Below are 25,357 nucleotides of genomic sequence, written 5' to 3'. Positions count from 1 at the left end.
TGTCACGCATCGACTTCCTTGTTGGCAATGTTCACGTATTCGGCCGGATCATCGCCCAGCAATCCTTCGCCCAGGTCGCCGCACATGGCGGCCAGCATACGGGAGCCGCCCTGTTCCGCCCCGGACGCGCCTTCGCGCATGAAGGCGAACAGTTCGCGGCCGGTGCCGATGCGGGGCCGCGGCGGGTTCGCCTGACCGCGCGCGGCCCAATCGGCCGGATCGACCAGAGCGTCGAGTGTGCCGGCATCGGCGGCGAGGCGGACGATGTCGCCGTCGCGCAGCTTGCCGATCGGTCCGCCGCCGAGCGCCTCGGGCGAGAGGTGGATGGCGGCCGGCACCTTGCCGCTGGCGCCGGACATGCGACCATCGGTGACCAAAGCCACCTTGAACCCCTTGTCCTGCAACACGCCCAGCGCGGGGGTCAGCTTGTGCAGTTCCGGCATGCCGTTGGCACGCGGGCCCTGATAGCGGACGACCACGATCACGTCGCGGTGCAACTCGCCATTCTTGTAGGCGACCAGCACGTCGTCCTGATCGTGGAAGACGCGGGCAGGGGCCTCGATCGTCCAGCGGCTGGGATCCACCGCGCTGGTCTTGAACGTGGCGCGGCCGAGATTGCCCTGCACCAGGCGCATCCCACCATCCGGCTGGAACGGCGCGGAGGCCGGGCGCAGCATCGTGTCGTCGCGGGTCTCGACCACCGGGGTCCAGGCGACCCGATCACCGTCCAGCACGGGCTCGCTGCCATAAGCGCGCATTCCGCCCTGCCACACGGTAAGAATGTCGTCGTGGATCAGGCCCGCCTCCAGCAGCGTGCCGACCACGAAGGAGATGCCGCCCGCCGCGTGGAAATGGTTCACGTCGCCCGAGCCGTTGGGATAAACGCGCGCCACCAGCGGGACCGCCGCCGACAGTGCGTCCAGATCCTCCCAGTCGAACACCACGCCCGCCGCGCGGGCGATGGCGGGCAGGTGGATGGCGTGGTTGGTCGAACCGCCGGTCGCCAGCAGGCCAACCGCCGCATTGACGATCGCCTTTTCATCCACGCAATGGCCGAGCGCGCGATAATCGTTCCCGGCCCAGCCGATCTCCGCCAGGCGATGCACGGCGCCGCGCGTCAGTTCCTGGCGCAGCTTGGTGCCGGGATTGATAAAGGCCGCGCCGGGCACGTGCAAACCCATCAGCTCCATCATCATCTGATTGGAATTGGCGGTGCCGTAGAAGGTGCAGGTGCCGGAGCTGTGATAAGAGGCGCTTTCGCTTTCCAGCAATTCCGGCTCGCCCACCTTGCCCTCGGCATAGAGCTGGCGGACGCGCTGCTTTTCCTTGTTGGGCAGGCCCGACGGCATCGGCCCGCCCGGGATCAGGATCGCCGGAAGGTGGCCGAAGCGCAGCGCGCCGATCAGCAGGCCCGGCACGATCTTGTCGCAGATGCCGAGCAGGGCCATACCCTCGAACATGCCGTGGCTGAGCGAAATCGCCGTGGAAAGCGCGATCGTGTCGCGGCTGAACAACGACAATTCCATGCCCGGCTGACCCTGCGTCACACCGTCGCACATGGCGGGCACCCCGCCGGCGACCTGCGCCGTCGCGCCGACTTCGCGGGCGAACAGCTTCATCTGTTCGGGATAGCGGTAATAAGGGGCGTGGGCCGACAGCATATCGTTGTAGCTGGTGATGATGCCGATGTTCATCGCCTTGCCGGCAATGATGGCCTTCTTGTCCTCGCCCGCCGCCGCAAAGCCGTGCGCGAAATTACCGCAGGACAGCCGGGGACGATCGACGCCATGCTCCCGCTCGCGATCGATCAGCGACAGGTAGGACCGGCGGGAGCGGCGCGAACGCTCGATGACGCGGTCGGTGACGGCGGCAATTCTGGGATCGAGGGCCATGATCTCCAAATCGCCACATGGGCTGTCTTTTGCAACGTCAAAGCGACGGCAAAGGCCCAACTTTTCGTTAGTTCGGGCCAAACAGCGTCTCGGTTGACGTTCTGCTGCACTGCACCGAAGTAGGATGCATGAGCCACGCGCCCGTCCGATCCCACGCTGCCAAGCCACACCCGGCGATGGTCCACTTCGCGCTCGCCATGGGCGGGTTCGCGATTGGAACGACCGAATTCGCGACCATGAGCCTGCTGCCCTTCTTCGCCCGCGACCTGCATATCAGCGAGCCGACCGCCGGGCACGTGATCAGCGTGTACGCGCTGGGGGTGGTAGTCGGCGCGCCACTGATCGCCGTGCTCGCCGCCAAGATCGCGCATCGCACGCTGCTGATCGTGCTGATGGCGATGTTCGCGATCGGCAACGGCCTGTCGGCGCTGGCCCCGACCTTCGGCTGGATGCTGGTGTTCCGATTCCTGAGCGGGCTGCCGCACGGCGCCTATTTCGGGATTGCGGCCTTGGTTGCGGCCTCCCTGGTGCCGCCGGAGCGGCGCACGGCAGCGGTGGGCCGGGTCATGCTGGGCCTCGCTGTCTCCACCGTGATCGGGGTGCCGCTGGCGGGGTGGTTGGGGCAGGCGGCGGGGTGGCGCTGGGGCTTCGTGATCGTGTCCGCCCTTGCGCTGACCACCGTGGCTCTGGTGATGCTGCTGGCGCCACGGAGCGAGGTGCCGGAGGGGGCCAGCCCTCTCCGCGAACTCAGCGCCTTGGAAAAGGGGCAGGTCTGGCTGGCGCTCGGCATGGGTGCGATCGGCTTTGGCGGGCTGTTCGCGGTCTATACCTATTTCGCCAGCACGTTGCTGGAGGTAACGGGAATGGGGGCGGGCGACATCCCTCTGATGTTCGGCGTGTTCGGTTTGGGCCTGACGTGCGGCAACATCATCGTGCCGCGCTTCGCCGATCGCGCGATGATGCCCAGCATCGGCGTTCTGCTGATCTGGTCGGCGGCGGCGCTGGCGCTCTACCCGCTGGCCGCGCACAATGTCTGGATGGTCGGCATCGACGTGTTCGCGATCGGGATCGGCGGCGCGATCGGCACTGTCATCCAGACCAGGCTGATGGACGTTGCTGGCGAGGCGCAGGCGCTGGCGGCGGCGCTCAACCATTCGGCCTTCAACACCGCCAACGCGCTGGGCCCGTTGCTGGGCGGATTGGCGATCTCGGCCGGCTATGGCTGGACCTCCACCGGGCTGGTCGGCTGCGCGCTGGCGCTGGGCGGCTTGGTGATCTGGGCGATTTCCTACGCCACCTCCCGCCCCGCACGCGCGCCGTCAGCCGGTTAGCGTTTCGGCCATTTCCGCTAGTTCCAGCCAGCGCAGTTCGGCTTCCTCCTTGCGGCGGCGCGCGGTTTCCAGCCCGGTCATCAGCCCGTTGAAGCGGGCCGGGTCGCGCGCATAGAGTTCGGGATCGGCCAGCAATGCCTCGTCCCGGACGATCGATGCCTCGATCTTCTCGATCTCGCCCGGCAGCATGTCTAGGTCGCGCTGGTCCTTGTAGCTGAGCTTGGTGCGGGCCTGTTTGGCGGCGACCGGCTCCGCCTTGGGTGTGGGTGCCGCCTTCAACTCGGGACGGACGCCGCGCTGCCGCACCCAGTCGGCATAGCCACCGGCGACGATGTCCACCTTGCCCGAACCGTCGAGACCGAGCGTCACCGTTACCGTGCGATCCAGGAAGTCGCGGTCGTGGCTGACGATCAGGACCGTGCCGTCATAGTCTGAGATGACTTCCTGCAGCAGGTCCAGCGTTTCCAGGTCCAGATCGTTGGTCGGCTCGTCCAGCACCAGCAGGTTGGAATGGCGCGCGAATTCGCGGGCGAGCAGCAGGCGCGAACGTTCGCCGCCCGACAAGGTGCCGACCCGCGCATCCACCATGTTGGGGTCGAACAGGAACTCCTTGAGGTAGCCGGCAATGTGCTTCTTGACGCCCAGCACCTCGATCCAGTCGCCGCCATCGGCCAGCACGTCGCGGATGCGCTTTTCCGGCGACATCAGCTTGCGCTGCTGGTCGATGATCACGCCGTCCAATGTCTTGGCGAGCCTGACCGTGCCTTCGTCCGGCGCGATCTCCCCAGTCAGCAGCTTGAGCAAGGTGGTCTTGCCCGCGCCGTTCGCGCCGACCACGCCGATGCGGTCGCCTCGCGTCACGCGAAAGGTGAAGTCGCGGATGATGGCGCGGTCGCCATAATGCTTGGTCACGCCTTCCGCGTCGATCACCACCTTGGTCTTGCTGTCGTTGCTGGCGGTGACCAGCTTGGCCGCGCCCTGCGGCCCGATCATGTTGGCGCGCGCGGCCCGCATCTCCATCAGCTTGGCCTTGCGCCCTTCGTTGCGCGCGCGCCGGGCGGTGACGCCGCGCTGCAGCCAATGCTCCTCGATCTTCAGCTTGGCGTCGAGCCGTTCGGCATTGCGCGCCTCCTCGGCATGAACCTGCTCGGTCCAGGCCTCGAACCCGCCGAAGCCGATCTCCGCCCGGCGCATCGCCCCGCGATCCAGCCACAACGTGCTCTTGGTCAGCTTGGTCAGGAAGGTCCGGTCGTGGCTGATGACCACGAACGCCCCACGGAAGCGGCTGAGCCAATCCTCCAGCCAGTCGATCGCGGCGAGGTCGAGATGGTTGGTCGGCTCGTCCAGAAACAGCACGTCCGGGTCCTGCGCCAGGGCCCGCGCGATCGCGGCGCGGCGGCGCTCGCCCCCGCTGGCGGTCTGCGCGTCGCGCATCAGGTCGATGCCGAGCTGGCTGGCGATCGCCTCCACCTCATAGGGCGTGGGGGTATCGGTGCCGCTCAGGGCCCAGTCATGCAGGGTGGCGTGGCCGGTCATGTCCGGATCCTGCTCCAGCAGCACGACGCGGGTGCCCGGCACCACGGTGCGGCGGCCTTCATCCGCGTCGATCCGCCCGGCCAGCAGTTTCAGCATGGTGGTCTTGCCGGCGCCGTTGCGGCCGATCAGGGCCAGCCGGTCGCGCGGCATCATGTGCAGGTCGATATGCCGGAACAGCCAGCCGCTGCCCTGCACGATGCCGAGGTCTTCAAACGCGAGAATGGGTGCTGCCATGGGGGCGAGCTAGGCGCACAAAGCCGTCCTGCCAAGCACCTGCCGCGTTGCCGGCGTGCAACAGGACGGTGGGATTGCCGTTATCGCCCCGCGTCGAAAGCATTCACTGCCTGTTCAATGCGGTCCCGGTAGGCAAGCATAAGGATGACCATGAAGCATTTCCTGACCGCCGCCGTCGCTCTTGTGGCCGTGGGCGCCGCTTGTTCGGCCGACGCCGATCGTGGCGACTGGCGTCGCCGTGACCAGGACGAGGCCTTCGCCGCGCGCCGGGCCGGTCAGATCATGCCGCTGCGCCAGATCGAAAGCCGGATCGTGCCGTCCATGCGCGGGGCGGACTATCTCGGGCCCGATTTCGATCCCGGTTCGGGCGTGTACCGGCTCAAGTTCATGCGCGGCGGATCGGTGATCTTTGTCGACGTGGACGGCCGCACCGGGCAGGTGGTCGGTCGCTCGGGATATTGAAGCGCGGCCGGAACGTTCATATTCGCGGTGCGCTACGATGATCCATCATCGGGGTCCATCGTTGAGCGGAACGGAGATAGTTTAGGATGCGCGTGCTGATCGTCGAGGACGAACCCAATCTCGGCCGCCAATTGCGGGCGACGCTGGAAGGGGCGGGCTACGCCATCGACCTCGCCACCGATGGCGAGGACGGGCATTATCTCGGCTCCACCGAGAATTACGATGCCGTGGTGCTCGATCTGGGCCTGCCGGAGGTGGACGGGCTGACCGTGCTCGACCGCTGGCGCAAGGAGGGCAAGACCATGCCCGTGCTGGTGCTGACCGCGCGCGACAGCTGGTCCGACAAGGTGGCCGGCTTGGATGCGGGCGCGGACGATTATCTGGCCAAGCCGTTTCAGACCGAGGAGCTGATCGCCCGACTGCGCGCGCTGATCCGCCGCGCATCGGGCAACAGTTCGTCCGAGTTGCTGGCGGGCGACATCCGGCTCGACACGCGCAGCGGCAAGGTGACCAAGGCGGGCGAGCCGGTGAAGCTGACCGCGCAGGAGTATAAGCTGCTCAGCTACCTGTTGCACCACAAGGGCAAGGTGGTGAGCCGGACCGAGCTGATCGAGCATATCTACGATCAGGATTTCGACCGTGATTCCAATACGATCGAGGTGTTCGTTACGCGCATCCGTAAGAAGCTGGGCGCTGATGTGATCACCACCATCCGTGGCCTGGGCTATAGCCTCGACGAGCCCGCCTGAGATGGACGTGCCGGCGCGCGCGCGCTGGCTGGAGATCCCGGCCAACTGGATGCGGCTGATATTCGGACGGCCGCTCAAGGTCGGCGAGGCGGGCAGTGCGCCGGCCCGCCAGACCCGCGAGACGACGGGGTCGCTGACCCGCCGCATGTTCGGCATCGCCGCTTTGTGGATCCTGCTGCTGCTGTTGGGCGGTGGGATCGCGCTCGATCGCGTGCTCAACACTGCCATCACCCGCAATTTCGACGCGCAGCTGCAATATGTGCTGTCGGCGATGATCGCCTCGGCCGAGATCGATCCGGTCGGGGAGGTGCGGTTCACCCGGCCGTTGGGAGATCAACGTTTTCTGGAGCCTAGCTCCGGGCTTTACTATCAGGTGTCAGGTCGCGGACATGAGCCGTTCCGGTCGCGCTCGCTGTGGGATCGGGCGTTGGCGGGACATACCGGGCCGCCGGACGAAGGCCTCCACATCTACGACAGCGACGAGTTTCCGGATCAGCCGCTGCGGATCATGGAACGCAGCGTCCGTCTGCCGGGATCGCCGGTGATGTGGCGGTTTCAGGTGGCGCAGGATCGCCTGGCGCTGGACGATTACATTGGGGTGCTGCGCAAGACGCTGATCCGGTCCTTCGCCATTCTCGGACTGGGCCTCATCATCATGTCGGCCTTGCAGGCGACCTTCGGCCTGTGGCCGCTACGGGCCGTCCGGCGGCAGATCGCGGCGGTGCGCGTCGGCCGGGCGGCACGCGTCGACACCCGCCTGCCGGTCGAGATCGCCCCGATGGTGGAGGAGTTGAACGACCTGCTCGCTCACAATGAGCGCCAGGCGGAGGAGGCGCGCACCCATGCCGGCAATCTTGCCCATGCGCTCAAGACGCCGCTGACGGTGATCATGAACGAGGCGAGCGCCGACAGTGCGGACCTGTGCAATACGGTGATCCGCGAAGCGACCACCATGCGCCGCCAGGTCGATCACCATCTTGCCCGCGCCCGCGCGGTGGGACGCCGCGCGTCGGGGCAGAGCGTCGCCCCGGTCTGGCCGAGCCTTGATTCGGTCGAGCGGGCCTTGAGCCGCCTCTACCCGGATTCCACCATCGATCTGACCGGCGACCGCGCGGTGCGGGTGCATGTGGAGCGCCAGGACCTGGACGAACTGATCGGCAACATCGTCGAAAATGCCGCGAAATATGGCGGCGGACGCGTCTTCGTCACGGTGGAGCCGCCGCAACAGGGCTTCGTGGAGATCGTGGTCGAGGATGATGGCAGCGGCATCCCGGAGGCACAGCGCCAGTCGATCTTCGGTCGCGGCGCACGCCTGGACACGGGCAAGCCCGGCACCGGGCTGGGCCTGGCGATCGTCCGCGACGTGGCGGAGATTTACGGCGGCACCGTGCAGCTGGAAGAAAGCGAGGATCTGGGCGGCCTGCTGGTGCGGCTCCGTCTCCCCGCGGCACACTGAACGTCAGCCGCCAACGCGATCCCTTTGCCGCGTCACCCCCGCAGGTAGCGGAAGTACCACACCTCATGGCCGAGCCGGCGAGCCTTGGCTTCGTAGCGGGTTTCCGGCCAGTCGGCGGGGCGGTGGAGGAAGTCGGCGGGCGTTTCCGCCAGCCAGCCGAAATGCGGGTTCTGGCCCATCACCATCATCGCCCAGCGGCAATAGACCGGATGGTCGGTGCCGAAGCGGAACTCGCAGCCGGGGATCAGCCGCTCGGCCACCAGGTCGATCGGGCCCTTGTTCATGAACCGGCGCTTGGCATGGCGCGCCTTGGGCCAGGGATCGGGGTGCAGCAGGTAGGCGCGCGACAGGCTGGCGGCCGGCAGCCGCTCTATCACGTCCAGCGCGTCGCCCATGTGGATGCGCACGTTGGTGAGCCCGCGCTCCTCGATCTGCATCAGCAGGCCGACGACACCGTCGAGGAAGGGTTCGCAGCCGATAAAGCCATGGTCCGGCCGGGCTGCCGCCTGTACCGCGAGATGCTCGCCGCGACCGAAGCCGATTTCCAGTTCCAGCGGCCGGTCATCCCCGAACAGCGTCCGGCTGTCGAGTGGGCTGTTCTCCGGCACCGCCAGCTTCGGCAGCAATTGCTCCACCAGAGCGGCCTGGCCGGCACGCAATTTATGGCCGGTGCGGCGGCCGTACAGGCGGCGGATCGTCGTCGGGTCGGACAGGGGGGCGGCGGATGTGGCGGGGCCGGTTACGTTGGGATCGGACATGAACTCGCTTGCTCGTACCGGCACGCGCCGGCTTGCTGGTGTCTGGGTGGGTCTGGCGGCTGGATAAGGCCGGTTCAGGCGGGTCGGCTATTCGCGGCGATCCTTCTGCCGGCCGGACGTGGCGGGCGCGGCCTCTCCGGCGACATTGCCCTTGGGCTGTTTGGCGGCCTGCGCCTCCGTCTGGACGGGTTCGTTCGCCGCTTTCTGGGCGGCATCCTTGCCCTCGGCCGCGGCCTTGTCCGGGCTGTCGGCGCCGGCGGACGGGGCGGGCGGGAGCGGCAGGTGATGGTCGCCCTGTTGGTTGAGGTAGGCGATGACGTTGGCGCGGTCCTGCGGATTGGACAGGCCGGCGAAGGTCATCTTCGTGCCCGGCGCGAACGCCTTGGGGCTTTTCAGCCAGGGGTCCAGCGTGCCAAAGGTCCAGGTGCCGCCCTTGCTCTTCAAGGCATCCGAAAAGGCGAAGCCGCCGCGCCCCTGCGCCACCGGATCGCCCACGACGTTCCACAGATTGGGGCCAAGCGCGTTCGGCCCGCCCTGGTCGGCATTGTGGCAGGCGGTGCACTTCTTGAACACGTCCGCGCCCTTCTGCGCGTCGGCCTGCGACATGTAGAAGGCGAACGGCTTTTCCTCGGCGGCGGCCTCGCCGGCTTCCTGCTCGACGCCCTCGACGGTGTAGCCCATCTTTTCGGGACGCTCGGCCCTGAAATATTCTCCGGTGACGATCGTCAGACCCAATGCCGCAATGCCGGCTCCAAGCGCCCAGCCTGCAATGGTGTTCGCGCGATCGTTCATGCCGTTTCCTGACCTTGTGGATCTGCAAGCCCGCCGACACTCGCGGAATGCATTTTCTTAAAGGGGGTTGTGCAAGCCCGCAAGCGGACGATCCACCGTGTCCCTTGCACGGCTTGCGACAGTACGGATCGGCCACTAAGCGCCACGCCCTATCATGGAGACTTATCCCGCCCCCGCGCGCGCGCTGGTCGCCGCGCTGACCGAAGCCGCCACCGCAGACCCCGCGCGCGCCGTCGCGTTCCAGGGCGCACCCGGCTGCAACAGCCACATCGCCGCGCTGGAGGCGATGGCGGGCGCGCTGCCCTTGCCGTGCTTCAGCTTCGAAGACGCGCTGGACGCGGTGAAGGAGGGCCGGGCCGGGCAGGCGCTGATCCCGATCGAGAACAGCCTGCATGGCCGGGTGGCCGACATCCACTTCCTGCTGCCGGAGTCCGGCCTGTCGATCACCGCCGAACATTTCATGCCGATCCGCTACTGCCTGATGGGCCAGGGCGGAGCAGAGGCAAGCGGGGCGGAGGTGCGGGAGGCGATGAGCCATCCCCAGGCGCTGGGGCAGTGCCGCCACTGGCTGCGCGCGCGCGGGATCAGGCCGGTCGCTTATGCGGACACGGCAGGCGCGGCGGCGGTGGTGGCGGAGTTGGGCGATCCGCACCTGGCCGCGATCGCGCCGCGCCTGGCCGCCGACCTCTACGGTCTGTCCGTGCTGGCCGAAGGGCTGGAGGACAGCGCCGACAACACCACCCGCTTCGTCATGCTGGCGCGGGAGGCCAGGGCGGCAACCGGCGACCGGCTGATGACCAGCTTCGTGTTCGAGGTGCGCAACGTGCCGGCTGCCTTGTACAAGGCGCTGGGCGGCTTTGCGACCAACGGGGTCAACCTGACCAAGCTGGAAAGCTATCAGCGGGGCGCCAGCTTCGCCGCCACCCAATTCTATTGCGATGTGGAGGGCGGGCCGGAGGACGCCACGCTCGGCCGCGCGCTGGAGGAGCTTCGCTTCCACACCAAGTGGCTGCGCGTGCTCGGCACCTATCCCCAGGCGCGCACTCGCGGAGGAGGCTGACCGTCTGGTCGCAAAGCCCGGCCATGCCCCTTGCCAATCCGATCCTGCCTCTGCAATTCGATGGTCACCGATGAAGCCTGTTCAGTTCCTAGCCGACCGTACCCTCGTTCTGTTCCTCGGCGTCGCTGCCGGGACGGCGATAGGCTATGCCTTCGCGGACAAGGCGCAGGAGCCGGTGCAGATGGCCAGCCCGGAGGCCGCGCCGATCGTGGATGCACCGGCAGCGATAGCCCCCCCTCCGCCCACGGCGCCGGCGGCCCCCGAAACCCCTGCCGATCGGAAGCCGGAGCCGGAGACACCGGCCGAAACGGCGACAGTCGCGGAACCGGCCAACGCCCCGGCGACGGTTGATCGCCCTTCGGCGCAGCTGGCGGACAGCGTGCGGCAGGGTGGCGCGGTGCGCGTCGGCGTGTTCGGCGACAGTTTCGGCGACGGTGTCTGGTCGGCGCTGTACCGGCTGCTGCCCGCCAAGGACGGCTTTCGCGTAACCAAATATTCGCAGCAGTCGACCGGCTTCACCCGCTATCGCCGGCTCAACCTGGAAGAGCATGACGAGCAGCAGATCGCCGGCGACGACGTGGATGTCGCGGTGATCTCCTTCGGTGCCAATGACGCGCAGGGCGTGTGCGACGGCGGCCATTGCGGCGCGTTGATGAGCACATATTGGCAGCAGGTGATCGGCCAGCGCGTGACCAACTACGTCACCATGCTGCGGCGGCATGGTGCCGCGGTCTATTGGGTCGGCCTGCCCGTGATGCGCGATCCCGCGTTCGACGGACAGACGCAGGCGATGGACAGCTTCTACAAGAGGCTGATGGGGCAGCTGGGCGTGCCCTATATCGACATTCGCCCGCTGACGACCGACGCGGACGGCAAATATCAGGCTTATTATCGCGATGCGGACGGATCGCCCAAGCTGTTCCGGGCAGGGGACGGCGTTCACATGTCGATGAACGGCTATATCCGCGTGACCAAGGGGCTGGCCGGCCGCATTCGCGCCACCGCCGCCGCAGCCAAGGGGGAGGGGGCGTGAGCATCGTCGCCGCCGCGGCCCTGGGCGCCAGCGCCTGCATTGGATCCTTGTGCCAGCCGGGGGCGCTGCATCCCTATTTCGACAAGCTGGCGCGGTTGCAGGCGGGCACCGGCCGGCCGGTCCACATCCTCCAGGTCGGCGACAGCCACAGCGCGGGCGATGCGATCACCGGCGCGTGGCGGGAAATGCTGCAGGGCCGCTATGGCGGCGGGGGGCGCGGCGTGCTGCCTCCCGGCCGGCCCTATGACGGCTACATCACGCGCGGGGTGCAGGTGGCGATGTCGCCTGGCTGGCGGATCGCGTCCGACTTCGGCGCGAACTGGTCCACGGGTAATCCCCCGCTCGGTCTCAGCGCGTTCAGCCTGACCAGCCAGCAGGATGGCGCGACCATGTCGGTCCAGGCGGACCCCTATCAGGCGTTCGACCGTTTCACCGTGTGCGCGATCGCGCGGCCGGGGTCGGGCAACCTGCTGCTGCGCGCGGCAACGGCCAGCATCACGTTCGACCTGTCGTCCGTCACGATCCGTCCCGAATGCCGCACGGTGTCGCTGGACGCACCCACGACCGGCGCCGACCTGACCGTTCAGGGCGGACCGGTGACGATCACGTCGTGGGGCACGTTCCGCTCCGACAAGGGCGTGACCGTGTCCAATCTGGGCGTGGTGGGATCGCAACTGGTGCATTTCGCGCGCACCGATGACGCCGTCATCACGGAGGAACTGCGTGCCTACCGCCCCGACCTGATCGTGGTCGCGTTCGGCACCAACGAGGGCTTCGCCCCGCGTTTCAACACGTTCGAGTATGAAGTTACCTTGCGCACCCAGATCGGTCGCCTGCGCCGCATCGCCGGCAACGTGCCGATCCTGCTGCTAGGCGCGCCGGACGCGCTGAGCCGGCGTGACGCGGTGCGCGGCAACATGGCCGGCCAGCCCGCCGCGTATTGCGGCACGGTGTCCGCGCCCGTATCCGCCCCGCAGCCGAGTGTGATCGGGTCGATCATGGACCGGCTGCGCAATTCCGTAGGGGCGGGCGATGCCCCGGCGGAAGCCGCGCCGGCCGCGCCGCGTCCTCCGGCCTCCACCGGCGAGAGCGGAGCCAGCCGTGGGCCCTTGTTCCCACCCGCCGCCCTGCAGGGCGTGCGCGACGTGCAGCGCCGTGTCGCGGCGCAACTCAACGTCGGCTATTGGGATTGGGAACGCGCGATGGGCGGGCGCTGCTCGGCCGACCAATGGGTCCATGCCAGCCCGGCGCTGATGCGGGGCGATTACGTCCATTATACCAGCGCCGGCGGGCATGAACTGGCCAAGCGGCTACAGGGCGATCTCGATGCGGCGGCGCGGCGCTAGCACATGCTGTTCCCGACCCTCAGCTTCGGGCTGTTCTTTCTCGTCGTCTACACCCTGGTGTGGAGCGTCAACCGCTCCAACGAATGGCGCAAGATCCTGCTGCTGCTGGCAAGCTGGGTCTTTTACGGCGCGTGGGACTGGCGCTTTGTCGCCCTGCTGATCGCATCGGCCTTCCTCAACTGGGGCACGGCGCGGTTGATCGTCGCCACGCCCGATTGGGATCCGGCGCGGCGCAAGGCGATCCTGATAGCCGGCGTGGTGCTGAACCTGGTGATGCTGGGCTTCTTCAAATATTACGGCTTCTTCCTGGAGCAGTTGGGCGACATATTGGCCGCGGCGGGCTTTACGCGCGACCTGCCGCTGATGGAGGTGGTGCTGCCGGTCGGCATCTCCTTCTTCACCTTCCAGGGCATGTCCTATCTGGCGGACGTCCATGCCGAGCGGCTGGAGCCGGCCAAGCTGCTGGACGTGACCCTGCTCATGTCCTTCTTCCCGCATCTGGTGGCGGGGCCGATCGTGCGCGGGTCCGACCTGCTGCCGCAATTCGCGCAGAGCCCGCGCCTGACCCGCGACATGGCGTCGATGGGCCTCGTCCTGATCGTGTGGGGCCTGTTCAAGAAAGCGGTGATCGCGTCGGAGCTGTCGACCGGGCTGGTCGATCCGGTATTCTTCGATCCCGCCGCCCATTCGCGGCTGGACCTGATCGCCGCCGCCTATGGCTATGCGGTGCAGATCTATTGCGACTTTTCGGCCTATAGCGACATGGCGATCGGTTTGGCCGCTTTGCTCGGCTACCGCTTCCCGCTCAACTTCAACCAGCCCTATCGGGCGGTGTCGCTCCAGGATTTCTGGCGGCGCTGGCATATCAGCCTGTCCAGCTGGCTGCGCGATTACCTGTATATCGGTGCGCTCGGCGGCAATCGGCGGGGCTTTGCGCGGCAATGCGCCAATCTGATGCTGACCATGCTGCTGGGCGGCTTCTGGCACGGCGCCAAGTGGACGTTCGTGATCTGGGGCGGTCTGCATGGCGGCGTACTGGCGCTGGAACGTGTATGGGATCGCCATCGGCCGGAATGGTTGCCGCATGCGCCGCGCCTGCTCGGCTGGCTGATGACCTTCCACATCGTGGTGATCGGCTGGATCTTCTTCCGCTCGGACAGCTTCGACGGCGCGCTCGCTTTTCTCGGCGGGCTGGCGGGCGGGGGCATGGACAGCGCCGTGCTGACGCCGCTCGCGCTCGTGCTGATCCTGTTCGGCATGGCGATCCACTTCACCCCGCCGCAGCTGGGACAGCGCGTCGCCATGGTGTTACGGGAGGCGCCGGCGCCGGCCTTGGGCGTGCTGGCCGGCATCGCCATCATGCTGATCGACGCCATGCGCTTTGAAGGGGTTGCGCCCTTCATCTACTACCAGTTCTGAGGAGCGGAGATGCCGAAGGAGACGCCATCGCCGGTCGACCTGCCGGAACCGCTGATCGAGGATGTCGGCGGGCTCGGCTGGACCAGCATCGTGATCGCGCTGGCTGCTGTGGTCCTGCTCGCGACCAATTCCGTGTCGCTGAAGGACTGGATCGACGATCAGCCGCCGTCGCCAGTGCAGGCGCAGGCGGCGGTGCTTGCGGACGGATGGCTGACCCTGATGCGCACGATCGGCCTCGCCCTGCCACGCGACGCCCTGCACCAACAATGGAAGGCGGCCGAAGCCGCCCGTTTCTCGGACGGATCAGGCGGCAACGGGGCGCCTGCGTCCTAGCGCCGCATCCAGCTTCTCGCGATCAAGTGCGCCTTCCCAGCGCGCAACCACCACCGTGGCGACGGCATTGCCGACGAAGTTGGTCAGGCTGCGGCACTCGCTCATGAAGCGGTCCACCCCCAGGATCAGCGCCATGCCCGCGACCGGTACCGCCGGCACCACCGCCAAGGTCGCCGCCAAGGTGATGAAGCCCGCGCCGGTCACCCCCGCCGCGCCCTTGGACGACAGCATGGCCACGCCCAGCAGCAGCAATTGCTGTCCGATCGAGAGGTGGACGTTGCACGCCTGCGCGATGAACAAGGCCGCCAGCGTCATGTAGATGTTGGTGCCGTCCAGGTTGAAGCTGTAGCCGGTCGGCACCACCAGCCCGACGATGCCGGGCGCGCACCCGGCCTGCTCCATCTTTTTGATAAGGTTGGGCAGAGCTGCCTCCGACGACGATGTGCCAAGCACCAGCAGCAGTTCTGGCGCCAGGTAGCGCAGCAGCCGCAGGATGGAGAAACCTGCCGCCCGCGCCACCAGCCCCAACACTATCAGCACGAACAGCAGGGACGTCAGGTAGAAGGTGGCGACCAGTCCCGCCAGGTTGGCGAGCACGCCGACGCCATATTCGCCGATGGTGAAGGCCATCGCCCCGAATGCCCCCACCGGCGCCGCCCGCATCAGGATCGACACCAGCCGGAACACCACCGCCTCTGCCGCGGCGATGACGCGCAGCAGAGGTTCGGCCGGCTCGCCCACGAGCGCGATGGCAATGCCGCTGAGGATGGCGACGAACAGAACCTGCAGGATCTCACCGCCCGCAAGCGGCGACAGGATGGTATCGGGGATGATGGCGAGCAGGAAGCTCACCAGGCTTTCGTCATGCGCCTTGGCCGCGTAGGTGGCAATGCGGCTCGCGTCCAGGCTGGCCGGATCGACGTTCAGGCCTGCCCCGGGTTGCACCAGGTTGGCGATCACCAGGCCCAGGATCAGCGCCAGGGTGGAAAGGGTCAGGAAATAGGCGAAGGCCTTGCCGGCGATGCGCCCCAACGCACCCAATTGGCGGAGATGCGCGATCCCACCGACGATGGTCAGGAAAATGACCGGCGCGATGATCATCCGCACCAGCTTCACGAAGCCGTCGCCCAGCGGCTTCAACGCGACGCCGGCATTCGGCCAGACCTGTCCGACGATGATCCCTGCGACAATCGCGATCAGGACCTGAACATAGATGTGGGTCCACCAGCGGGTGGGCGGCGTAACCTGATCCGTCGTGATGTCCTGTGCCATGCCGCTACATGGCCCGGAGCAGCGCCGCCAAGCAATACCGGCTGTCGAGTGGTGGGTCCGCCGGGGCTCGAACCCGGGACCTCTCGATTAAAAGTCGCTTGCTCTACCGACTGAGCTACGGACCCGATCCGCCACGGCTCCTATGGCTCGGACGCGGCCGGGTCAACCGTGCGTGCGCGTGGGCGACGGTGTGGCCGTCGATTCGCCAGCCCGGCGCGATCCGGACCAGCGGGTCCAGCACGAAGCGGCGCGTGGCGAGCGAGCGGTGGGGAATGACGAGCGTCCGCGTCCGCCACTCGCCGCCGCTCCACAACAGGATGTCGAGATCGAGCACGCGCGCGCCCCAGCGCCGGCCGGGACGCCGCCCGAACAGCCGCTCGATCCGTTTCAGCAGGCGCAGCAGGTCCAGCGGGGCAAGGTTGCTCCGCACCAAGGCTGCACTGTTGGCGAAGCGGCGCGAAGAGGGGCCGTGGGGGGCGGTGTGGATGACCGGAGCGGCGGCGCGGATGCCGACCCCCTCCGCCTCCAGCGTGGCGAGCGCGGCCGCCAGCACGCGAGCCGGCGGGCCGTGCCGACCATGCGGCCGGTTGGAACCGAGGGCGAGCGCGTAGACATGCACCCTTGCGCTGTAGCGTGACGGGGCCGCAGGGGGTAGCGGCGCGGCGGTTATGCGCCGGCCTCCAGCCGTCACCCGGTCAGTTCTGCGCCCGCGCCGTCTCGATATACACGCCCCGCAACCGCTCCGCGACGGGACCAGGACGACCGTCGCCGATGGCGTGGCCATCGATGCTGATGATGGGTAGCACGAAGTTGGAGGCGCTGGTCAGCATCGCCTCGCGCGCCATCAATGCTTCCTCCACGGTAAAGAGCCGTTCTTCCCATCGCAGGCCATGTTGTTCGGCCAGCACCTGTACGGCGGCGCGGGTGCAGCCGGGCAAGATGGCGTGGCTGTTCGGGCGGGTGACGAGCGCGCCATCGGCGGTCAGGATCAGGGCGGAGGAGGAGGAGCCCTCCGTCACATGGCCGTCCTCGACCAGCCACGCTTCAAACGCGCCGGCATCATGCGCCACCTGCTTGGCAAGGACCTGCGCCAGCAGCGAGACGCTCTTGATGTCCCGCCGAGCCCAGCGCAGATCGGGCGTGGTCACCACCGCGACACCGGTCCGCGCCGCCGGATTGCCGATAATGTCCTTGGCCTGCGTGTAGAGGAACAGGGTCGGGGCGAGATCGTCGTCCGCGTGGAAATCCCGCTCCGCCGCCGTGCCGCGCGTGAGTTGAAGATAGGTGGTGCCCTGATCCAGGCCGTTGCGGCGGATCAGCTCACGCTCGATCGCCTCCAGCTCGTCAAAGGTTACAGGCAGGCACAGGCCGATTTCACCGGCGGAGCGTTGCAGCCGCGCCAGATGCGCCGCCGAATCCACCAGCCGTCCGTCCAGCACCGCCGTGACCTCATAGATGCCGTCCGCGAACAGAAAACCGCGATCCAGCGGCGAGATGCGCGCGTCGGCCAGCGGCAGATAGTCGCCGTTCAGCCAGGCGATGCGCGCCATCAGACGTCCTGCGTCAGGCGGCCGTACAATTCCGGCCGGCGATCGCGGAAAAAGCCGAAGGCGGCGCGGTGGCGCTTCACCCGATCGAGGTCGAGCGTGGCGACGATCACGCCTTCCTCGTCGCGGTCCAGCTCGGCCAATATGTCGCCGCGTTCGTCGGTGATGAAGCTGGTGCCGTAGAAAGTCTGGCCATGCTCCGTGCCGACGCGATTGGCGGCCACCACGGGCACCACGTTGGAAACCGCATGGCCCACCATCGCCCGCCGCCACAACCGTGCCGTGTCGAGGCTGGTGTCGTGCGGCTCGCTGCCGATCGCGGTGGGGTAGAACAGGACTTCCGCGCCCATCAACATCAAAGCGCGCGCCGTTTCGGGATACCATTGGTCCCAGCAGATGCCGACACCCAGCTTGGCCGGACCGTCCCACACCTTGAACCCCGTATTGCCCGGCCGGAAATAGAATTTCTCCTCATAGCCGGGGCCATCGGGAATGTGGCTCTTGCGATACACGCCCTGGATTGTGCCGTCGGGGCCGATCATCGCCAGCGAATTGTAATGATGCGGGCCGTCCGCCTCGAAGAAGCTGGTCGGGATCGACACGTTCAACTCGGCCGCCAGCGCCTGCATCGCCGTGACAGCTTTGTGCTCGGTGGTCGGCTTGGCGTTGGCGAACAGGCCTTCATCCTCGACGCGGCAGAAATATTCGCCCTCGAACAATTCGGGGGGCAGGATCACCTGCGCGCCTTGCGCCGCCGCCTCGCGGACGCGCTCCGATACCTTGGCGATGTTGGTGTCGATGTCGCTCGAAAAGGCGAGCTGGATCGCGGCGACGGTGATCTGGGTCAAAGCTGTGGCTCCGTGGCAGGCGAGGGGGTCAGGCGCTCGGCACCTGCTGGCTGATGCAGTGGAAGCTGCCGCCACCGGTCAGGATGTGGTCGGCGCGCAAGCCCACCGCAATCCGGTCCGGGAACAAGGCCTGCACCGCCTCCACCGCAACATCGTCGTTGGGGGCGCCATAGATCGGCACCACGACGGCCGCGTTGCCGATGTAGAAGTTCATGTAGGAGGCGGGGATCGCCTCGCCGTCCACCTCGACCAGGCCAGGCGAGGGGAGGCGGACCACCTCCACCCCGAACGCCTCCGCGCGTTGGACGGCGTCGCGATAGACGTCACCATTGGGGTCATGCTCGGCGGGTTCAGGCAGGGCCAATCGGTTCGGACCGACGAAGCGGGCGAGATTGTCGACATGGCCATCGGTATGATCGTTCGCCAGGCCGTCACCCAGCCAGAGCAGCCGGTCGATGCCCAGCCCATCCCGCAGCCCGCGCTCGATCTCCGCACGCGTCAGGTCCGGATTGCGGTTGGGATTGAGCAGGCATTGCTCGGTCGTGACGGCCAGGCCGGTGCCGTCCACGTCGATCGCGCCACCTTCCAGCACCCAGTCATGCGTGTCCACCGCCAGCCCGGCCGCCTCGGCCAGCCGCGCGCCGACTGCTTCGTCGCCGGGCAGGTGATATTTGCCGCCCCACCAGTTGAAGCCGAACCGCGCCGCGCGGCGTCCGTCCGATCCGGTCGTGACGATCGCGCCGGTGTCGCGCAGCCAGATGTCTCCGAACGGCTGCACCGTCACCTCGGCCACGTCGCCGGCAAGGTCGATGGCGGTCTTGGCGGTTTCGTCGTCATTGGCGACCAGGATGACCTTTTCACCCTTGCCGCCGGCATGAACCGCGCGGGCGAATGCCGCCACTTCCTGCTGCGCCGGGGACAGATCGTCCTCCCACAATTCGGCGTGGCTCGGGAACCCGATCCACACGGCATCGTGGTGGGTCCATTCGGCGGGCATGCGGACGGTCATCGCTGATCATCTCTCCTGATAGGCAGACGCGCCAGATGGCGGGTCGGCACCGCGCGCGCAAGCGGTCGCGGTTGTGAAAACACGGGGGTATGGCGCGCAGATACGAAAAGGGCGGCCCCGCAGGACCGCCCCCTTGTCGTTCGCCGAAGCGGCAAGCCGATCAGCGCGAGTAGAACTCGACCACCAGGTTCGGTTCCATCTTCACCGGATAGGGCACTTCGTCCAGCGTGGGAACGCGGATGAAGGTGACCTTGGCGGTGCCGTCGGCGGCCACGTAGTCCGGGATCTCGCGCTCGGACAGGCCCTGGGCCTCAAGCACCAGCGCCATTTCCTGTGCCTTGGAACCCAGCGTGATCTCGTCACCCGGCTTTACCAGACGGCTGGCGATGTTGCACTTCACGCCGTTGACGCGGATGTGGCCGTGGCTGACCAGCTGACGCGCGGACCAGATGGTTGGCGCGAACTTGGCGCGATAGACCAGTGCGTCCAGGCGGCGCTCCAGCAGGCCGATCAGGTTCTGACCGGTGTCGCCCTTCATGCGCGACGCTTCGGTATAGGCCTTCTTGAACTGCTTCTCGGTGACGTCGCCGTAATAGCCCTTCAGCTTCTGCTTCGCCTTGAGCTGGATGCCGAAGTCCGACACCTTGCCCTTGCGGCGCTGACCGTGCTGGCCGGGGCCATATTCACGCTTGTTCACCGGGGACTTGGGACGGCCCCAGATATTCTCGCCCATGCGGCGATCGAGCTTGTACTTGGCGCTGGAGCGCTTCGACATGATGTCGTCCTTTCAATTGCGTTGTGCCGGGGCGAACCCCATGCAGGATACCGGAACCGCGCTGCGCCTCTCCAAGGATGGACAGAGCAGGGCCGCCGCTTCACCGGATGTGCGGGGCCAATTGCGAAGGCGCGCCTATGACGATGTGACGCTTCCAAGTCAAGGTCGTGGCCACGTGGCGGTTGCGCCGGGGATCGGCGCCCCTCTATGGCGCTGTCCATGACAGAGATACGCGATCCCGACGCCTGCACCACCATGGTGGAGGTCCGCGCCGGGGTGGATGCCCTGGATCGCGATCTGGTGGCGCTGCTCGCACGCCGGTTCGGCTACATGCGCGCCGCCGCCCGGATCAAGCCGGAGCGCGGCATGGTACGGGACGAGGGGCGCAAGGCGCAGGTGATCGCCAATGCCGTGGCCGCGGCCGAACGGATGGACGTGCCCACGCCGATCGTCGCCACGATGTGGGAGGATCTGGTCGAAGCGTCGATCGCCTATGAAATGGAGCGGTTCGACGCTGGCCGCGCAAATCCGGACTGACAAGAGACGTGCATCCGCCCGTGCGGGCGGATGCACCGAAAACGATCTTTACTCGCCCAGGTCGGGATCGAGCAGCTTGTGCAGGTGCGCCACCACAAAGCGCATTTCCGCATCGTCCACCGTGCGCTGCGCGGCCGCGCGCCACGCCTTCTCCGCGCTTTCGTAATCGGCATAGAAACCGACCACCTCGATCGTGGAGAGGTCTTCGAACTCAAGCGTGCGCGGATCCTTGACCCGCCCGCCGAACACCAGGTGCATCTTGCTCATGGACATTGCTCCTGCCGCCCGCGGGCGAGGGTTTCAAGGGCTGAACGTCAGCCGCGCGTCTTCATCATGCGAATCAGCGCGTCGAAGCCTTGGCGCTGAACCACCGCGTCGAAGTCCGCGGCCTGCGCCATGGCGACGTTGATGCCGGCCACGCGCAGGTTGAGCACCTTCCACTGGCCACCGACATTGGTGACGGACCAGACCGCCGGGATCGGCTGGCTGCCGGGCTTGGTCACCTGCGTGAATACGTCCGCCCCGCCGCCAGCGGTCGGCTGCGTGCGGACGACGCGGATCGTGGCGCTGGCATATTCAAACAGACGATCGGCATAGGTGCCCACGACATAGCCGGGCAGAGCGGCCTTGTAGGCGGCCTTCTGCTGGGCCGTGATGGTCGGCAGCCAGCGGCGGATCAGGCGGTCGCCGATCTGGTCTACGGCGACATGCTGTGCCAGCAGGGCACGGAACTTGGACTTGGCCGTCGCCTTGTCGCCCTTCATCGCGGCAAAGCCGTCGGTGGTTAGCGTCTGAATGAAGCCCTGCGGGTTGGACGTATCCACCGCCGCCATCGCGGGCGCGGTGATCAACGGAAGGGCGGTGGCCACCGCCAGCGACAGCGCCGCCAGGGCGCCGCGAACAAAGGTCATGTTGATACTCCAATGAAAGCGGGCGCACCCTGGGGTACGCCCGCTGAACGCGCCTTGAACTGGCTTATTGCGTGCCGGTGTCTTGCGTGCCGGTGTCGCGTGCGGCGGACACGGCGGCAGTGCCGGCCTGGCCGGCGGCGGCCAGCGCCTGTTCCACGAGCTTGCTGACCTGCTGGCGCAACTGGTCGCCGGTGAAGCCCGAATCCGCAAAGGACTGCTTGCCGCTGTCGCGTGCCGCATCGATCGCCGCACGGGCCGCATCGCCCAGGCGCGAGCCGAGCGGGTTCAGCAATGCGCGCTCGCGTTCGCTGCGGGGCAGCAGGGCACCGATAGCGGCACCCACCGCGATCCCGCCGAGCAGAGCGGCAAACGGATTGGCCTCAAGCCGCGACGCGGCGCCGGACACGGTTTCGCCGGCCCGGTCCTTGGCGGAGGCGTAAGCGGCCGACACGCGGTCGCCCACCGTATCGGTGCTGCCCGTGCCCGTGTTCGACTGTTGATCCTGCGTGGTCATTTTCTGTCTCCGTCGAATGTCTTGCGTCTGCCGGTCAGGCGGCCGAGCATGCGGAAGATCGGTCTGCGCGCCAGGAACGCCAGCACGCCGGCGGCGACTGCACCGGCCGCAACCGGCCGTTCCACGATCACCAGGCCTACCTCACCCGCCACCTGTTCGCCGCGGTCGCGCGCGCCGTCCCAGGCATGGTTGGCGAGGACCGAGGGATTTAGCCGCCCCTGCAGGTCATGCGCGGAGCCCAGCAGCCGCTCGCGCGCGGCTGCGGCCTCCAGCCGGGCATTGGCAATATCCTGCGCACTCATTGGAACGCCCTCGTCAATCGCTTGATGCCCAGCCACGCCAGCAGACCGGCGGTGCCGAACACCAGCAAGGCCGCGATCGCCAAGCCGGCGGGCCACCCCAGCCACAAGGCGATCAAGGCGCCCAAAGCGGCGGTAAGCACCGTCAGCGCCGCCTGCACGAGCAGCAGGGCGGCGATGAAGAAGCCGATCGCCGGAACCGCCAGCTTGGTCTTGGTGGACACCGTGACCTTGACGAGGTTCACCTCGGCCTTGGCATAAGCCTTGCCGTTGTCGATGACGCGCGCAAACAGGTCGCGCAGCGACTCCTCTCCGGCGGGGGCGGGATGCCGGATCACGCCTGCGACGCATCGCCGGCGGGGGATGCGGAAGCGCCCGGATTTTCGGGCAGGCCGGACCGGACCATCCGGGCGGCGACAAAGCCCAGCACGGCGGCGATGCCGGCGGCGGCGGCTGGCGACTTGGCGATCAGGGCGCGCGCCTGGTCGAACAGCTCGTCGACATCCTTGTCCTTGAAGCTATCGGAAAAGCCGCTGAGGCCGTCGGCGGCACGGCGGGCGTAATCGCCATACTGGCTGCCGATCTTGTCATCGACCTCGGCCGCTGCATCTTCGATCATGCGGACCACATCGTCGATCGCGGAAGTTGCGCGGTCCTTGCCGGTCTGCACCAAATCGCGCGCCTTGTCGCCCGCCTGGCCGCGCAAGGCCTCGTAACGGCCGAACAGCTGGTCGCGCACGCCATCCGCGCTGGCGCCCTGCGCGTCGGCGCCGTCCGATCCCGTGGATGAGGACCGGTTTCCGTCAGCCGCGCCGCTCGTGGCGGAGGCGGAGGTGAAGTCGGCGGCGGCGGTGCCCGTGTCGAATGCGCTATCATCATCGCCGACGCCCGCGCCCGCGATGATGGTGTCGGTGCCCTCGGGCAGCGTCTGATTGTCAGCGGCCATGCCGGTTCTCCAAAGACCTGAATTTCGGGTGTTCAACCATGCGTGGCACGGCACGTTCCATCGCCGCCCCACAGTTTTCATGTCACATCCGATATTATTGCCAGCCGCTGCCCGCACCGATAGAGCGCGCACCATACGTTCAGACCCGGAAGGAAGACCCATGACAGCGATTGTCGACGTCCACGCTCGCACTGTGATCGACAGCCGCGGCAATCCCACGGTGGAGGTGGATGTCACGCTGGAGGATGGCAGCTTCGGCCGCGCCGCCGTGCCCTCCGGTGCATCCACCGGCACCCGCGAAGCCGTGGAGCGCCGCGACGGCGACAAGAGCCGCTGGGGCGGCAAGGGCGTCGATGATGCGGTGGACGCGGTCAATGGCGAGATCGCGGAAGCGGTCGAGGGGCTGGAGGCCGAGGACCAGGCCGAAGTCGACGGCGTCATGATCGAGCTGGACGGTACGGAGAACAAGGAGCGTCTGGGCGCGAACGGCATCCTGGGCGTCAGCCTGGCGGTGGCCAAGGCGGCGGCGGAGGCGCGCGGCCTGCCGCTCTATCGCTACGTCGGCGGCGTGTCGGCCCATGTGCTGCCCGTGCCGATGATGAACATCATCAACGGGGGCGCCCATGCCGACAATCCCATCGACTTCCAGGAATTCATGATCGTGCCGGTCGGCAGCGACAGCATGCTGGAAGCGGTCCGCTGCGGCACGGAGGTGTTCCACACGCTCAAGAAGAAGCTGCACGACAAGGGCCTGGCGACGGCCGTGGGCGACGAGGGCGGCTTTGCGCCGAACCTGGCAAGCCCCAAGGAAGCGCTCGATTTCATCATGAGCTCGATCGAGGCCGCCGGCTACCGCCCGGGCGAGGAGGTCGCGATCGCGCTCGATTGCGCCGCCAGCGAGTTCTTCAAGAACGGCGTCTATGACCTGGAAGGTGAGGGGCGCAAGCTGTCGCCGGCGGAGATGGTCGACTATCTGGCGGAACTGGCCGGCGCCTATCCGATCCTGTCGATCGAGGACGGCATGGCCGAGCAGGATTGGGACGGCTGGAAGCTGCTGACCGATCGCCTGGGCGGCAAGATCCAGATCGTCGGAGACGACCTGTTCGTCACCAACCCGAAGATCCTGGCCGAGGGCATCGAAAAGGGCCTGGCCAACTCGCTGCTGGTGAAAGTGAACCAGATCGGCACCCTGTCCGAAACGCTGGAGGCCGTCAGCCTGGCGCAGCGGGCCGGCTACACCGCCGTCATGTCGCACCGTTCGGGCGAGACCGAGGATGCGACCATCGCCGATCTGGCGGTTGCGACCAACTGTGGGCAGATCAAGACCGGCTCGCTGGCACGTTCCGATCGGCTCGCCAAATATAACCAGCTCATCCGGATCGAGGAGGAGCTGGGATCGATCGGCCGTTATGCGGGGCGTTCCGCGCTGAAGCGCTGAAACCCAAGCGGACAAGCCCAGCTACGCACCTCCCAAGCCGGATTGTATTTCCTACTGTCAAAGTAGGAAATACAAAGAAGCGGTCTTGAAGGAGGATGCGCATGTTCGGTGGAGAGCAGAAACTGTCTCCCTTGGCGCTGCTGGTGCCAGGCCTGGGCAATTCGGGCCTGACGCACTGGCAGAGCCGGTGGGAGCGCGAGCGGCATGACTGCCTGCGCATCCAGCTGGGCCTATGGGACGATCCGCAACGCAATGTCTGGATCAGCCGCATCGACCAGGCGGTGGCGGCGGCACAAGGCCCCGTTGTGCTGGTGGCGCACAGCCTCGGCTGTCATGCGGTGGTCTGGTGGGCGTCCTTGTTGGGGCAGGTGTTGAGCGGCAACGTCGTCGGTGCCCTTTTGGTGGCGCCGCCTGACGTGGACCGGCCCGGCGTGGATGCGCGCCTTCGCCGTTTCGCGCCCGCGCCGCGTGCGGTGCTGCCCTTTCCCGCGCTGGTGGTCGGCAGCACCGACGATCCCTGGTGCGAGGCGGACAAGGCGCGCGAGCTTGCGGCCGGATGGGCGGCGGAGTTCGTGCTGCTTGATCGCACGGGTCATATCAATGCCGATTCGGGGCTGGGTGCTTGGGAGGCGGGGCAAGGCATGCTGGAAAGACTGCTCGACGGCAGCGTCCGCGCGCCGTTTGTGCTGCCGCAGTTGGCGGCACGGGCCGGCACCGTTCAGACGAACAGGGCTCTGCCGCCGGGTCGCTGATCGCCCTGTTTTCATTGAAGATCCGTATCGGAGCCGGGCGTTCGTCCGGTTTCTTCAAATGTTAACTAGAATTTGCTTGAAGCCGATCTTCAAACATGATTCTCCTGC

General features: G+C 67.2%; 28 protein-coding genes and 1 tRNA gene. 12 read left to right on the top strand and 17 right to left on the bottom strand.

Annotation, left to right across the window (positions count from 1 at the left end):
* Nucleotides 1-2: 2 nt before the first annotated feature.
* Nucleotides 3-1,895, bottom strand: a complete 1,893-nt coding sequence (gene edd, locus Q0D93_RS02180; RefSeq protein WP_294391221.1) for a phosphogluconate dehydratase — start codon at nucleotides 1,893-1,895, stop codon at nucleotides 3-5.
* Between the two features lie 125 nt (nucleotides 1,896-2,020).
* Between edd and Q0D93_RS02175 the strand changes: the two genes are divergently transcribed.
* Complete coding sequence (locus Q0D93_RS02175) at nucleotides 2,021-3,223, top strand: MFS transporter (RefSeq protein WP_294390762.1); 1,203 nt, start codon at nucleotides 2,021-2,023, stop codon at nucleotides 3,221-3,223.
* Here the strand turns inward: Q0D93_RS02175 and Q0D93_RS02170 are convergent.
* The gene (locus tag Q0D93_RS02170) at nucleotides 3,212-4,993 is read right to left on the bottom strand and encodes an ATP-binding cassette domain-containing protein (RefSeq protein WP_294390761.1); all 1,782 of its coding nucleotides are present in this window, start codon (nucleotides 4,991-4,993) and stop codon (nucleotides 3,212-3,214) included. The two genes, Q0D93_RS02175 and Q0D93_RS02170, sit on opposite strands and share 12 nt — an antisense overlap.
* A gap of 150 nt (nucleotides 4,994-5,143) precedes the next feature.
* Between Q0D93_RS02170 and Q0D93_RS02165 the strand changes: the two genes are divergently transcribed.
* The 3 genes from Q0D93_RS02165 (at nucleotide 5,144) to Q0D93_RS02155 (ending at nucleotide 7,660) form a co-directional block, all read left to right on the top strand.
* Nucleotides 5,144-5,455, top strand: a complete 312-nt coding sequence (locus Q0D93_RS02165; RefSeq protein ID WP_294390760.1) for a hypothetical protein — start codon at nucleotides 5,144-5,146, stop codon at nucleotides 5,453-5,455.
* A gap of 86 nt (nucleotides 5,456-5,541) precedes the next feature.
* Nucleotides 5,542-6,204: a response regulator transcription factor gene (locus tag Q0D93_RS02160; protein WP_294390759.1), complete on the top strand. Its 663-nt coding sequence runs from the start codon at nucleotides 5,542-5,544 to the stop codon at nucleotides 6,202-6,204.
* Between the two features lie 145 nt (nucleotides 6,205-6,349).
* Entirely contained in the window at nucleotides 6,350-7,660 is a 1,311-nt protein-coding gene (locus Q0D93_RS02155) for an ATP-binding protein (RefSeq protein ID WP_294391218.1), read from the top strand.
* Nucleotides 7,661-7,692: 32 nt separating this feature from the next.
* Here Q0D93_RS02155 and Q0D93_RS02150 read toward each other — a convergent pair whose 3' ends face one another.
* Entirely contained in the window at nucleotides 7,693-8,373 is a 681-nt protein-coding gene (locus tag Q0D93_RS02150) for a tRNA (guanine(46)-N(7))-methyltransferase TrmB (protein ID WP_294391216.1), read from the bottom strand.
* A gap of 132 nt (nucleotides 8,374-8,505) precedes the next feature.
* Nucleotides 8,506-9,210 (bottom strand): cytochrome c family protein, encoded by a 705-nt coding sequence (locus Q0D93_RS02145; protein ID WP_294390757.1) that lies wholly within the window; start codon nucleotides 9,208-9,210, stop codon nucleotides 8,506-8,508.
* A gap of 154 nt (nucleotides 9,211-9,364) precedes the next feature.
* On the opposite strand from Q0D93_RS02145, the gene Q0D93_RS02140 reads away from it, so the two are divergent.
* From Q0D93_RS02140 to Q0D93_RS02120, 5 genes are all read left to right on the top strand, one after another.
* Nucleotides 9,365-10,270, top strand: coding sequence for a prephenate dehydratase (locus Q0D93_RS02140; protein WP_294390756.1), 906 nt, complete (start codon nucleotides 9,365-9,367; stop codon nucleotides 10,268-10,270).
* A 70-nt stretch (nucleotides 10,271-10,340) separates the two neighbouring features.
* On the top strand, nucleotides 10,341-11,303 hold the full coding sequence (locus Q0D93_RS02135) for a DUF459 domain-containing protein (RefSeq protein WP_294390754.1): 963 nt from the start codon (nucleotides 10,341-10,343) through the stop codon (nucleotides 11,301-11,303).
* Nucleotides 11,300-12,649 (top strand): GDSL-type esterase/lipase family protein, encoded by a 1,350-nt coding sequence (locus tag Q0D93_RS02130; RefSeq protein ID WP_294390752.1) that lies wholly within the window; start codon nucleotides 11,300-11,302, stop codon nucleotides 12,647-12,649. Before Q0D93_RS02135 ends, Q0D93_RS02130 begins: the two co-directional genes overlap by 4 nt.
* Before the next feature lie 3 nt (nucleotides 12,650-12,652).
* Nucleotides 12,653-14,068: an MBOAT family protein gene (locus Q0D93_RS02125; protein ID WP_294390750.1), complete on the top strand. Its 1,416-nt coding sequence runs from the start codon at nucleotides 12,653-12,655 to the stop codon at nucleotides 14,066-14,068.
* A gap of 9 nt (nucleotides 14,069-14,077) precedes the next feature.
* The gene (locus Q0D93_RS02120) at nucleotides 14,078-14,401 is read left to right on the top strand and encodes a hypothetical protein (RefSeq protein WP_294390748.1); all 324 of its coding nucleotides are present in this window, start codon (nucleotides 14,078-14,080) and stop codon (nucleotides 14,399-14,401) included.
* Here the strand turns inward: Q0D93_RS02120 and Q0D93_RS02115 are convergent.
* The 7 genes from Q0D93_RS02115 to rpsD all read right to left on the bottom strand — a co-directional run bounded on the left by Q0D93_RS02115 (nucleotide 14,372) and on the right by rpsD (nucleotide 19,852).
* On the bottom strand, nucleotides 14,372-15,673 hold the full coding sequence (locus Q0D93_RS02115; protein WP_294390747.1) for a dicarboxylate/amino acid:cation symporter: 1,302 nt from the start codon (nucleotides 15,671-15,673) through the stop codon (nucleotides 14,372-14,374). The two genes, Q0D93_RS02120 and Q0D93_RS02115, sit on opposite strands and share 30 nt — an antisense overlap.
* Before the next feature lie 49 nt (nucleotides 15,674-15,722).
* Nucleotides 15,723-15,798 (bottom strand) — tRNA-Lys (locus Q0D93_RS02110).
* Nucleotides 15,789-16,292 (bottom strand): 2-amino-4-hydroxy-6-hydroxymethyldihydropteridine diphosphokinase, encoded by a 504-nt coding sequence (gene folK / locus Q0D93_RS02105; protein WP_294390743.1) that lies wholly within the window; start codon nucleotides 16,290-16,292, stop codon nucleotides 15,789-15,791. The genes Q0D93_RS02110 and folK overlap by 10 nt, the downstream gene beginning before the upstream one ends.
* Before the next feature lie 76 nt (nucleotides 16,293-16,368).
* Nucleotides 16,369-17,223 carry a D-amino-acid transaminase gene (locus Q0D93_RS02100; protein ID WP_294390740.1) on the bottom strand — a complete coding sequence of 285 codons (855 nt, stop codon included), beginning with the start codon at nucleotides 17,221-17,223 and terminating at the stop codon, nucleotides 16,369-16,371.
* Nucleotides 17,223-18,068, bottom strand: a complete 846-nt coding sequence (gene aguB, locus Q0D93_RS02095; protein WP_294390737.1) for an N-carbamoylputrescine amidase — start codon at nucleotides 18,066-18,068, stop codon at nucleotides 17,223-17,225. Before aguB ends, Q0D93_RS02100 begins: the two co-directional genes overlap by 1 nt.
* Nucleotides 18,069-18,096: 28 nt before the next feature.
* Nucleotides 18,097-19,077, bottom strand: coding sequence for an agmatine deiminase family protein (locus tag Q0D93_RS02090; protein ID WP_294390733.1), 981 nt, complete (start codon nucleotides 19,075-19,077; stop codon nucleotides 18,097-18,099).
* A gap of 160 nt (nucleotides 19,078-19,237) precedes the next feature.
* Nucleotides 19,238-19,852, bottom strand: a complete 615-nt coding sequence (gene rpsD / locus Q0D93_RS02085; RefSeq protein WP_294390730.1) for a 30S ribosomal protein S4 — start codon at nucleotides 19,850-19,852, stop codon at nucleotides 19,238-19,240.
* 219 nt (nucleotides 19,853-20,071) lie between these two features.
* On the opposite strand from rpsD, the gene Q0D93_RS02080 reads away from it, so the two are divergent.
* Entirely contained in the window at nucleotides 20,072-20,389 is a 318-nt protein-coding gene (locus Q0D93_RS02080) for a chorismate mutase (protein WP_294390727.1), read from the top strand.
* Nucleotides 20,390-20,437: 48 nt separating this feature from the next.
* Here the strand turns inward: Q0D93_RS02080 and Q0D93_RS02075 are convergent, their stop codons facing one another.
* The 6 genes from Q0D93_RS02075 to Q0D93_RS02050 form a co-directional block, all read right to left on the bottom strand.
* Nucleotides 20,438-20,656, bottom strand: coding sequence for a DUF4170 domain-containing protein (locus Q0D93_RS02075; protein WP_294390724.1), 219 nt, complete (start codon nucleotides 20,654-20,656; stop codon nucleotides 20,438-20,440).
* A gap of 47 nt (nucleotides 20,657-20,703) precedes the next feature.
* A complete protein-coding gene (locus Q0D93_RS02070; protein ID WP_294390722.1) occupies nucleotides 20,704-21,300 on the bottom strand; it encodes a phospholipid-binding protein MlaC in 597 nt (198 codons plus the stop codon).
* Nucleotides 21,301-21,364: 64 nt separating this feature from the next.
* Entirely contained in the window at nucleotides 21,365-21,814 is a 450-nt protein-coding gene (locus tag Q0D93_RS02065; RefSeq protein WP_294390720.1) for a hypothetical protein, read from the bottom strand.
* Nucleotides 21,811-22,116, bottom strand: a complete 306-nt coding sequence (locus tag Q0D93_RS02060) for a DUF3618 domain-containing protein (protein ID WP_294390717.1) — start codon at nucleotides 22,114-22,116, stop codon at nucleotides 21,811-21,813. The genes Q0D93_RS02065 and Q0D93_RS02060 overlap by 4 nt, the downstream gene beginning before the upstream one ends.
* Nucleotides 22,113-22,451 (bottom strand): phage holin family protein, encoded by a 339-nt coding sequence (locus Q0D93_RS02055; RefSeq protein WP_294390715.1) that lies wholly within the window; start codon nucleotides 22,449-22,451, stop codon nucleotides 22,113-22,115. Before Q0D93_RS02055 ends, Q0D93_RS02060 begins: the two co-directional genes overlap by 4 nt.
* Nucleotides 22,448-23,059, bottom strand: a complete 612-nt coding sequence (locus Q0D93_RS02050) for a hypothetical protein (RefSeq protein ID WP_294390712.1) — start codon at nucleotides 23,057-23,059, stop codon at nucleotides 22,448-22,450. Before Q0D93_RS02050 ends, Q0D93_RS02055 begins: the two co-directional genes overlap by 4 nt.
* 160 nt (nucleotides 23,060-23,219) lie before the next feature.
* Here Q0D93_RS02050 and eno point away from each other — a divergent pair, with 160 nt between their 5' ends.
* Nucleotides 23,220-24,497, top strand: a complete 1,278-nt coding sequence (gene eno / locus Q0D93_RS02045; protein WP_294390710.1) for a phosphopyruvate hydratase — start codon at nucleotides 23,220-23,222, stop codon at nucleotides 24,495-24,497.
* 101 nt (nucleotides 24,498-24,598) lie between these two features.
* Nucleotides 24,599-25,249: an alpha/beta hydrolase gene (locus Q0D93_RS02040; RefSeq protein WP_294390708.1), complete on the top strand. Its 651-nt coding sequence runs from the start codon at nucleotides 24,599-24,601 to the stop codon at nucleotides 25,247-25,249.
* Nucleotides 25,250-25,357 lie beyond the last annotated feature (108 nt).

It is taken from the genome of uncultured Sphingomonas sp. (assembly GCF_934560975.1).
Classification (GTDB): Bacteria; Pseudomonadota; Alphaproteobacteria; order Sphingomonadales; family Sphingomonadaceae; genus Sphingomonas_I.
This window is presented reverse-complemented; position numbering and strand designations above follow the sequence as displayed.